The organism is Streptomyces sp. HSW2009 (assembly GCF_040240285.1).
Classification (GTDB): Bacteria; Actinomycetota; Actinomycetes; order Streptomycetales; family Streptomycetaceae; genus Streptomyces.
On sequence record NZ_JBEHZD010000286.1, the window covers coordinates 1 to 9,847 of the forward strand.

Sequence of the window (9,847 nt, forward strand, 5' to 3'; positions counted from 1 at the left end):
CCCCCCCCCCCCCCCCCCCCCCCCCCCCCCCCCCCCCCCCCCCCCCCCCCCCCCCCCCCCCCCCCCCCCCCGCCCCCACCCTCGCCCAAGGGGGCTGGCTGCCGGCCGTTCACGGCCATGGGCCACACACGGCCATGGGCCACACACGGCCATCGGCCACGTACGGCCATCGGCCACCCACGACTGCCGGCCGCCCACGGCCAGGGGCGGACCACAAACACAAGCGGACCACCCACGGCCACGGGCGGACCGCGAACGCAGACGCATCACGACCCCGGGCGCACCACTCACCCTGGGCGCACCACCCACCCCGCGCCGCCCAACCCACCCAACTCCACCCCATCAAGCCCACCCCGCGCGCCCCGGTGGGCGAGATCACGCGAACCGGCCGGCGCCCCCCCTGAGCTGCGCTGTTAGCTTGGGCGTCATGATCGGGCGGGGGGCGGGTCGGCGTACGGACAGCCGGCGTACGGGCAGGCTGCGTACGGACAGCGGCTCGGCCGGCGGCGTGCAACGGGCCCTGATCGCCGCCGCCTTCGTCAACCGGGTCGGCAACGGGCTCTTCAACGCCGCCGCCATCCTCTACTTCACGCTCGTGGTGCACCTGCCCGCCACCCAGGGGGGGGCGGGGCTGACGATCGCCGGGCTGTGCGGTCTGGCGGCCGGCATCCCGGCCGGGAACCTGGCCGACCGGTACGGGCCGCGTACGGTCTGGCTGGTGGCCCTCGCCGTACAGACCGTGGCCATGACGGCGTTCGTCCTCATCGACGGGTGGCTGGTCTTCACGCTCGTCGCCACCGTGGACCGGCTGGCCGCCACGGCGAGCAACGCCGCGGGCGGCGCGCTCATCGCCCGGGTCGGCGGGGAGCACCCGGCGGCCTTCCGGGCCAGGCTCCGCACCTACGTCAACCTCGGCGTCGTCGTCGGCACGCTGGGCGCGGCCGTCGCCCTCCAGGTCAACACCCGCCCCGCCTACACCGTCCTGATCCTGGCCAACGCCGCCAGTTTCGCCTGCGCCGCCCTGATCGGGCTGCTGCGCGTCCCCCACTTCGGGCCGCTGCCCCGGCCGAAGGAACACCGGCAGTGGTCCGTACTCGCCGACCGGCCGTACGTGTCCTTCGTCGCGCTCTACAGCGCCATGGGCCTGCAATACCAGACGATTTCGCTGCTGGTGCCGATCTGGCTCGCCGGCCACACGGACGCCCCGCGCTGGACGGTGGCGGCGGTCTACGCGCTCAACAGCGGGGTGTGCGTGCTCCTTCAGAGCAGGCTCGGTTCCCGCGTGGAGACCATGCACCAGGGCGGCCGTGCCTTCCGCCGCGCCGGGCTGCTCTTCCTCGTCAGTTGCCCGCTGTTCGCGCTGATGGCGGACGTGCCCGCCTGGTGCGCGCCGGCGCTCGCCGTCCTCGCCGTGTGCCTGCACAGCATCGGCGAGGTGTGGGAGTCGTCGGCCGGCTACGCCCTCGGCTTCGGCCTGGCGCCCGACCACGCCCAGGGCCAGTACCAGGGCTTCCTGAGCATCGGCTTCGACGCGGGCCAGGCCCTCGCCCCGCTGGTCCTCACCGGCGCGGTGCTGGCCCTCGGGCACACGGGCTGGCTGCTCCTCGGCGTGTTCTTCGCGGGCCTCGGCGCGGCGGGCCCACCGGTCGCCGCCTGGGCCGAGCGCTCCCGGCACACCAAGGACGCGGGGCCGCAGGAGCAACAGCCGCACCTCACCGGAAGTAGTTGATCCCGCCGCCCGCGGCGAACCGCTCCGCCGACTCGAAACCGACCTGGGGACTGGCCCCTGGTGGCCGGTCCCCAGCGCGCGAACTCCGTGACCACCAGGCGGCCCCAAGACCCGCCGGGCGGAACGTGGGTGCCTACCCCGCGAGCGCGTGCAGCGCGTCCGCGACCGGCGTCGGATCGAGCGGGCCGATGTGCGACGCCTCGGGAAAGTCGTGCACCCGGAACCTGTTGCCCGGCGTGGCCGCGTCGGCCTCCGCGACCATCCTGTCCTGGAGCGCGGTGGCGATCGTACGGTCCTTGCCGAACCGCAGGTACGTACGGGGAACGCGCCCCCAGGTGCCGGCCCGGCCGACCGCGCGGCCCGCGTAGGCGGTGACGGGCTCGTCGGTCTGCATGCCGGCCAGCACCCGGCGGAAGTCGGCGTCGGGGTAGTCCGCGCAGATCATCTCCTTCAACAGGGCCAACTCACTTCCGACCCCCGTACGGAAGTTCAGCCTGAGCACCCCGAGCCGGTCCGGGTCACCCACCGTCAGCTCCACCGGGCTGACGGCGTTCGCGTTCTCCGGCGCCGCCGTGCAGGCGTCCGCCGTGGGCATGGCGCGGCTGGGACAGAAGGCCGCCATGTAGCAGAGGTGGTGCAGCAGGTGCGGTACCGCGTCGCCGACCCGGCTGACCGACACGCCACCCAGGCTGTGCCCGACCAGCACCACCGGCCCGTTCCGCGCGGCCCGCCGCACGACACCCGTGACGCGCGCCTCGTACTCCTCCAGCCCGAGCCCCTTCAACGACGAGGGCTCGACCGCCATCGCCGCCAGATCCTGCCGCTGATAGGACTCCGCCACGAAGGCTTCCGCGCCGTGCAGCGGCTGATCCACCATGACGACGCGGTGCCCGCGCAGCGTCAACTCCTGCGCGATCGGCAGCCAGAACGCGCCGGCACTGTGAGTGCCGTGCACCAGCACGTACGTCACGGCCCCCCGCCGCGAGTCCGCCACGGCCGGCGCACCCCCGAGCCCACTCCCGAGCGCCACGCCCCCCGCCGCGATCCCGATCCCCCGCAGCGCCGCCCGCCGGGTGGCGCCCTGTCGTCCTTCGTTCGTGTCATCGATCATGAACACCACGCTAGGGAAGGCCCGTTGGTCCCACCAGCGGCCCAGCACCCCGACGGGGGTGGGCCCAGAAACACCCCGTCGTACGGGGCGTGGGGGCGGCCCGGGCCTCTCCTCGTGCTTGGCTTCCCCGTCGCTTGACTTGATGATCTTCTTCCTGGCTTGTGTATGTGAGGTTTTCCCATCGCTTGGAGGGCTGGGGATCCCTCGGAGAAACTTGACGGCTGGCCTTGCGTAAGTCAGCCCGTCCACGACGCAGAAGCCGCGCTGGAACTTGAAGACTGCGGGGCGGGTTTGGAACCTTGCAGTGCCTATCCGAACACGGTGATTTACCTGCCATATTGGGTTGCATGACGGATTCGGCCTTGAGGCGGGCTCGGCTCGGTTTGAACTTGACGCAGCAGGAGGTGTGCGATCGTCTGAATGCCATTACGCGGGGTGGGGCGACGCCGGCCATGTTGAGTCAGTGGGAGTCGGGGCGTCGGCGGACGGGAAAGCGCAACCGGCGTGGGTTGTGTGAGGTTTTTGGGATGGCGCCGCAGGTGTTGTTCGCCCATCAGGACGGGGTTCGGGCGACGACGCGCCTGGCCGAGCAGGGGACGAGTAATGTCACCCGGCTCTTGACGCGGCACGTGGATCTCGTCGCGGCTATGACGGAGGTCGTGCTCGGGGCGCGGGAGCAGGTTGTCGTTGCGGGGTCGCGCTCGCGGGAGCCGGCCTACCTTGCCGCGATCGAGGGTGCTCTGTTGCAGGTGCCTGGCCTGGTGCACTACCGGGTTTTATACGGGCCACCGCGGCATGCGGAGTTGTGGGAGCACTTGCATCGGCTGTTGAGCCTGCGTGATCCGCGGCAGCGCTTGAACGGGGTACGGCCGCTGCATATCGGATTCGTGGAGTCGGCTGCTGCATTGGAGCGGCATTTCGTCGCTTCGGAGAGCGCAGCGGTGATTCCGGTGCCGAGCTTTCATGGTGCGGATGGGTTTGATTGCGGTGTGATGGTGGGGCCGGAGGCGTCGGTGGGGTTGGTGCAGCACGGTCGGGAGGCGTGTGCCGCTGCCCGCCAGGTGAACTCCCTGCACGACCTGTATCAACTTCCGATGTGGCCCAAACTTGAGGGAGAGGCGTGATGGACATCGTGGCGCGGGCTCAGGAACAGGCGGATTCGGTGGTGGGCTTGGCGCGGGAGTTGGTGCGGTTGCCGAGCCGGGGCGGTATTGACGACTACGAGCCGGTGTTGCGCCACGTCCAGGCGTGGCTGGCGGAGCAGGGGCTCGCGTACCGTCGTCTGCTCGGGCCGGACGGCGGATGTGTGGGGCTGTTGGTGGAGGTGGAGGGTGGCCGGCCGGGGTCGTGGTGGACGTTGGACGCCTGCCTGGACACGGCCCCGTTCGGAGACGAGGACGCGTGGAGCTTTTCGCCCACGAGCGGTGCGGTGGTCGATGGTTGGTTGCTGGGGCGCGGTGCGGCGGACAGTAAGCTCGCCGCTTCCCTCTTCTGCCACATCGCCGCTGATGTCCAGCGTGAGGCTGCGGGCCTGGCTGGGGGGTTGAGCGTGCTCTTGGACGTGGACGAGCACACGGGCGCCTTCGGCGGAGCCCGCGCCTTCCTGGCGGACGCCCGGGCACACCGCCCGTCGGGGGTCATGATCGGCTACCCGGGCTTTGATGAACTCGTTGTCGGTGGCCGCGGGTTGTGGCGCGCGGTGGTGAGCGTGTTCGCGCCCGCCGGGCACTCGGGCTCCCGCAAGAAGGTTGCGAACGCCATCTCCCGCGCCGCCCGCCTCGTCCAGCTCCTTGATGCCGTGCCGCTTCCGGAGGCTGACGATCGGTTTCCGTTGCCGGGGAAGTTGACGGTGACCTCGATCAGCGGGGGCTCGGGGTGGTCGGTGACGCCGGGCCGGGTCGACTTGAACGTGGACGTGCGTCTGACTCCGGCGCTGGATGGTCAGGCCGCTGCCGGCCTGGTGCGTGGGGCGGTGGCGAGGTTGGATGCCGAGTTGCCGCCGCCGGCCCCGACGGAGGTGGTGGAGAAGGTGTGCTGGCCGCCGTTCCAGCTCGCTGCCGAGGAGGAGCCGGCCGCGGCGATGTTCCGCGCCGCCGGCGTCCTCGGGGTGGACATCACCGCTCGAACGGCGGGCCCTTCGAATATCGGGAACCTTCTGGCCAGCCACGATGTGCCGGCTACGGCCGGTTTCGGCATCCCCTACGAGGGGTTGCACGGTACGGACGAACGGGCCCACCTCGCCGAACTGCCCCTCGTCCACGCCCTCTACCACCGTGCGGTCCTGGACCTTCTGCGTGGGTGAGAGCCAGCGGCGGGGGCGGGGGCGGTGGAATGAAAGAGGAAAGGAAGTGGATAGTTCGGGCGATTCTGCTGGGCGTGGGATGGCGGTGTGATGGTGGAGCCAACCAGGCATCCGGCCTCACCGGCCGGCGTCCCAGGAGAAGTAAGGGAGTGCACGATGATCGTCCCCTCCGCTGTTCCCGAGGCCCAGGAAGCCCTCACGCCCACCGTTCCGGCTCTGGGTTTGGTGGTGCCGCAGGCGTTCGCCGTCGAGGAGGTCACCCTCGGCCGTCAGCCCAACAACGACGGCGACAACTCGGGTGCCATGTGGTTCGAGTGACCTCACCCGCACGCACGCGCGGATGAGCTTGGCCGTGGGGCTCGGCGTTGTCGGGCCCCACGGGTACGTCACCGGCACCAGACCGCAGAGGGGGACGAACCCCATCGATCGTGAACACCACGCTAGGAAAGGTCTGTTGGGTCCACCAGTGGTTCAGTGCCCTGAGGGGGGACCCAGAACCACCCGTTGTACGGGACGTAGGGGGCGCACGGCTGGGCTCCGGCCGGGACGCGGCGTTCACTCACGCCCCCGAGCCCTACGCCGCGAGCTCATCCAAGTCGATCGGCGTGCAGCCGTGGAGGGTTGCGAGGTCGCGGGCCGCTAAGGTCCAGCCGATTTGTGGGTTGGTGAACGCCACTTTCGACAGGGAGTACGCGGGCGGCGCCGGGAGCGGGTGGAACGCGGTCGGTCGGTAGAGGATGCCGGCCACGCCCCACGGTTCGATGCGCTCGACCAAGGCCGAGACGTGCCCCTTCCGCAGATGCGGGCAGCCCCGTACGGATTCGATGGCGCACGGCCGGCACACCGGGGGTGACCCGGTCAGTTCTCCCTCCTCGATGGGCCGCCCCGACACGTCACGGGCGATGACCAGATGGCGTTTGCCCCACCGCGTGTAGTCCGCGTCGAACGTCGACTTGCCGCACACCTGGCAGAGCAGATGACTCATCGCCTGCCGCTGCCGCAGCGGATGTACCGAGGCCAAGTCCGGCGTACCGGCGCCCCGTTTCACCCCCCGACGCATCCACAGCACGCCGCGCCTGCGGTCGAGCGGAAGCTCATCCGCGTAACCGATTCCTCGGCTTCCCTCCGGCCCGTACGTCTCGATGACGTCATAGGAAGGCGGCCTTTCCACGCTCCACGGAGCGATGAAGGGGACGGGTAGTCCGCGCCAGTAGAACCGCTGCGGTGCGCTTTCGGTGGTGGTCATGGGCGTGCCTCCGGGATGAGGGGACGGGCGCACGAGGAGGTACGGGCCCAGCCAGGGCAAGCAACTTGGTCCGTACGGCGGCGGGCGTGACGGAGAGCCACGGAAGAGCGCGAACTGATGAACTGTCGCGCTTGCCGCGAACCCAGCGTGCTCCTTTTTCGCTAGGTTCGCAATATTCGCGTTCACCATAGAAAAACTCTCGAACGGACGTACGCGTGGCCCCTGTCGACGTAGTCGTGTCAAACTGCGCCCATGACGCAAAAGAAGCCGCCGCCGTCACTTAAAAGGCGCCGCGTGGGTGCCCAACTACGTCGATGGCGCGAGGATGTTGACATGCCATCAGGTGAAGCGGCGCGTGCCATGGGCTGGAGCGGTGCACGCTTCTCCCGTATTGAGCGCGGCTACTACCGCATCACGCACGACGAGGTGTTTGACCTCTGCGCGAAGATCGGGGTCGATGACCCGGAGGGAATCGCCGAGGTCGCCCGCGTCGCGGAGGAGCCCACGGGTACGGGGTGGTGGGCCCCCTTCGCTGACAAGGTCATCGAGGCGTACCTGGACTTCGTGGAACTGGAGGCGGAGGCCGAGACTATTCGCGTAATGCACCCCAAGGTAATTCCGGGACTTGTTCAATCACCTGGTTACGTAAGGGAGATCCACTCCAGCGCACGGTCGAGCAGGAGCAGCCCGGAGTCCCTGATCGCGATCCGCTTGGCTCGACAGGAAGTTCTCAGCCGCGCCAAGTTCCACGGCCTGGTCTCCGAGTCGGCCTTTCACGCTCGATTCAACAACAACACCGGCGTCATGAAGGATCAGCTTCGTAAGCTCATCGACGCCTCCAACATGGAGAACGTCACTCTTCAGATCCTGCCGCTGACGGCTCACCCGTCCATCGGGTCGAACGGAGCGATGACGATTCTCACGTTCCGCCACCCATGGGCATCCGTCGGCAGCATCGACAACCCCATGGGTGGATCGCACACCTACGACCCGGACCAGGTCTCCTATCTGGAAGCCGAATTCGAGAGCATCGCTTCTGCTGCGCTTCCCGTGGGCGAGTCACGGGAACTCCTCAACGAGTACTTGGAAGGACTCCACAAGTGACCACCAACAACGGACGCTTCCTCACAGCACCAGAGCTTGAAGGGGCTTCCTGGGTAAAGTCTTCCTACAGCGGGGACTCTCAGGGCCAGTGCATCGAGGTCGCTGACCTGGCGGCCACGTCGCTCACCGGCATGCGCGGCATCCGCGACTCCAAGAACCCCGACGGCCCTGCGCTGCTTCTCTCCGCAGACGCATTCGCGGACTTCGTGTCGGGCATCAAGAATGGCGAGTTCGATATCTGATCCGCTGGGTGGTGCTCCAATAGGCTGCTGCGAAGCCGTATTGAGCCTCGTGAGGAGAACCTTCATGACCGGCTTTACCCGTACCGACGCCGCAGACGCCCGCCTGACCTGGCGAAAGTCTTCCTACAGCGGAAACTCCAACGGCCAATGCATCGAGGTCGCGCAGACCCCCCGTACGGTCCACGTTCGGGATTCCAAGGACGCTGAGGGCCCGTCGCTCGCGTTCACGCTCGCCGAGTTCCGCGCCTTCACCCAGTTCGCAGCCACCTTCACCGGCTGACCCGGCGCACCACCAAGGCCCGGTCCCCATCCCGTAACCGGGGGGCCGGGTCTCGCCGTATCTGAGCCCTGCGGAGTGGGCCGCGGACCCACCCCGTACCCACGCCCCGACAAGGCGTGTGACCTCACCCCGTACCCGACGCGCCAACGCCCCGCAGCAACGTATCGACCACCCGCGTCGCGAGTGCATCCACGGCCGCGTCCGTCGCCGGCGCCTCGGCCGCCGCCTCGTGGATCAGGGCGTAGTACACGCGGCGCGCCCACTCCAGGTCGGTTCCGGGCCGCAACAGGCCGGCGTCCTGCATGCGGACGAACAGGTGCTCGCACCTGACCAGCACCGCGGAGTGCACGCGCGCGATATCGGGGGAGTCGGTGGGCAGCGTGCCCATCGCGAAGCGCCAGTCGATCTTCACGCGCAGCACGTTCACGGTGACCTGGTACAGCGCGACGGCGGGCGGGACACTGTCCGGTCGGGCGGATTCGACGGCGTCGTGGAACCGCTGCGTCGCCCACGCGGCCAACGCCGCGAGCAGGGCATCCCGCGAGACGAACCGTCGGTGCACGGTGGTCCTGGCTACCCCGGCGGCCTCGGCGATCTGCTCCATCGACGCCGCAGGGTTCGCGGACAGCACCCGCTCGGCCGCTTCGAGGATCGCGCGGACGGTCCGCTCGGCATCGGCGCGGAGCGGTTTGGCGGAGCCGGGCAGTGCCATGGGGGAGGGGCCTCCTAGTGCGACGGGGTGACCCACGATGGTACGCCCCTGTGCCGCCTCGCCAGATAGTTGCGACATTGGTGTCGCGTATTCTAGTTTTACTGAGGTATGAGTGATGCTTTTATGTCTGGAGGGGGATCATGGATCTGCAACTGAACGGCAAGACCGCCCTGGTCACGGGTGCCAGCCGCGGCATCGGGCTGGCCGTCGTCCGGGCCCTGACCGCCGCAGGTGTGCGGGTCGTCGCGGCGGCCCGTAGGACCACCCCGGAGCTGGTGGCGACCGGCGCGCACCCGGTGGTGGTGGACCTGTCCGACCCCGCCGGTGCGGACCGCCTCGTCGGCCAGGCCCTAGCCGAGTTGGGCGGCCTGGACATCTTGGTGAACAACGTCGGCGGCGGCGACGGCGGTCTCAGCGGCGGTTTCCTGGAACTGACGGACGCGCAGTGGGCGCAGGTGGTGGACCTGAACTTCTTCGCGACCGTCCGCGTCACCCGCGCGGCCATGCCCGCCCTGCTGGCCACCCGCGGCGCGATCATCAACGTGTCGTCCATCAGCGCCCGCCTCCCACACAGCGGGCCCGTTCCCTATACGACGGCCAAGGCCGCGCTGACCGCGTTCGGCAAGGCCCTGGTCCACGAATTCGGCCCGCGCGGGGTGCGCGTGAACACCGTCTCGCCCGGCCCGGTCCGCACCGACATGTGGCAGAGCCCGACCGGCTACGGTGCCGAACTGGCCGCGTCCATGGGCGTCCCACAGGCCGACCTCATGGCCGGCTTGCCGGCGGCAACGGGCATGCTCCTGGAGCGACTCATCGAACCAGCCGAGGTTGCCGCCTTCACCGCCTACCTGGCGTCCCCCCTGGCCGCCGCCATCACCGGCGCCGACCACGTCATCGACGGCGGAGCAATCAAGACGGCTTGAGTGTGCTCCTCGGGCCGGGCCGGCGGGCCCCGTTGCGCACGTACGGGATTCCCGGGGAATTCGCCGCACGCGGATGAAAAACGGCCCCGCCCCCGCCCCGCCCCCCCGCGGGGGGGGGGCGGGGCCCCGGCCCCCCCCCCCCCCCCCCCGGCGCCACCCCCCCCCCCCCCCGGGGGGGTTTAACATAAGCCCGCCCCC

At 69.7% G+C, this 9,847-nt stretch carries 11 protein-coding genes; 8 read left to right on the forward strand and 3 right to left on the reverse strand.

Annotation, left to right across the window (positions count from 1 at the left end):
* Positions 1-427 precede the first annotated feature (427 nt).
* The gene (locus tag AAHZ94_RS20525; RefSeq protein ID WP_349994438.1) at positions 428-1,729 is read left to right on the forward strand and encodes an MFS transporter; all 1,302 of its coding nucleotides are present in this window, start codon (positions 428-430) and stop codon (positions 1,727-1,729) included.
* A gap of 133 nt (positions 1,730-1,862) precedes the next feature.
* On the opposite strand, the gene AAHZ94_RS20530 is transcribed toward AAHZ94_RS20525, so the two are convergent.
* Entirely contained in the window at positions 1,863-2,846 is a 984-nt protein-coding gene (locus AAHZ94_RS20530) for an alpha/beta fold hydrolase (protein ID WP_349994439.1), read from the reverse strand.
* A gap of 521 nt (positions 2,847-3,367) precedes the next feature.
* Between AAHZ94_RS20530 and AAHZ94_RS20535 the strand changes: the two genes are divergently transcribed.
* The 3 genes from AAHZ94_RS20535 to AAHZ94_RS20545 all read left to right on the forward strand — a co-directional run bounded on the left by AAHZ94_RS20535 (position 3,368) and on the right by AAHZ94_RS20545 (position 5,460).
* Positions 3,368-3,964, forward strand: a complete 597-nt coding sequence (locus AAHZ94_RS20535; protein ID WP_349994440.1) for an XRE family transcriptional regulator — start codon at positions 3,368-3,370, stop codon at positions 3,962-3,964.
* Positions 3,964-5,142: a M20 family metallopeptidase gene (locus AAHZ94_RS20540; protein WP_349994441.1), complete on the forward strand. Its 1,179-nt coding sequence runs from the start codon at positions 3,964-3,966 to the stop codon at positions 5,140-5,142. The genes AAHZ94_RS20535 and AAHZ94_RS20540 overlap by 1 nt, the downstream gene beginning before the upstream one ends.
* Positions 5,143-5,298: 156 nt before the next feature.
* Positions 5,299-5,460, forward strand: a complete 162-nt coding sequence (locus AAHZ94_RS20545) for a hypothetical protein (protein WP_349994442.1) — start codon at positions 5,299-5,301, stop codon at positions 5,458-5,460.
* Positions 5,461-5,716: 256 nt separating this feature from the next.
* Here the strand turns inward: AAHZ94_RS20545 and AAHZ94_RS20550 are convergent, their stop codons facing one another.
* A complete protein-coding gene (locus AAHZ94_RS20550; RefSeq protein ID WP_349994443.1) occupies positions 5,717-6,388 on the reverse strand; it encodes a hypothetical protein in 672 nt (223 codons plus the stop codon).
* Between the two features lie 252 nt (positions 6,389-6,640).
* On the opposite strand from AAHZ94_RS20550, the gene AAHZ94_RS20555 reads away from it, so the two are divergent.
* From AAHZ94_RS20555 to AAHZ94_RS20565, 3 genes are all read left to right on the forward strand, one after another.
* Positions 6,641-7,492, forward strand: coding sequence for a helix-turn-helix domain-containing protein (locus tag AAHZ94_RS20555; RefSeq protein WP_349994444.1), 852 nt, complete (start codon positions 6,641-6,643; stop codon positions 7,490-7,492).
* Positions 7,489-7,734 (forward strand): DUF397 domain-containing protein, encoded by a 246-nt coding sequence (locus AAHZ94_RS20560; RefSeq protein ID WP_349994445.1) that lies wholly within the window; start codon positions 7,489-7,491, stop codon positions 7,732-7,734. Before AAHZ94_RS20555 ends, AAHZ94_RS20560 begins: the two co-directional genes overlap by 4 nt.
* 64 nt (positions 7,735-7,798) lie before the next feature.
* Positions 7,799-8,014: a DUF397 domain-containing protein gene (locus AAHZ94_RS20565; protein ID WP_349994446.1), complete on the forward strand. Its 216-nt coding sequence runs from the start codon at positions 7,799-7,801 to the stop codon at positions 8,012-8,014.
* Positions 8,015-8,138: 124 nt separating this feature from the next.
* Here AAHZ94_RS20565 and AAHZ94_RS20570 read toward each other — a convergent pair whose 3' ends face one another.
* Positions 8,139-8,726, reverse strand: coding sequence for a TetR/AcrR family transcriptional regulator (locus AAHZ94_RS20570; protein WP_349994447.1), 588 nt, complete (start codon positions 8,724-8,726; stop codon positions 8,139-8,141).
* Positions 8,727-8,866: 140 nt separating this feature from the next.
* On the opposite strand from AAHZ94_RS20570, the gene AAHZ94_RS20575 reads away from it, so the two are divergent.
* A complete protein-coding gene (locus AAHZ94_RS20575) occupies positions 8,867-9,649 on the forward strand; it encodes an SDR family NAD(P)-dependent oxidoreductase (protein WP_349994448.1) in 783 nt (260 codons plus the stop codon).
* Positions 9,650-9,847 lie beyond the last annotated feature (198 nt).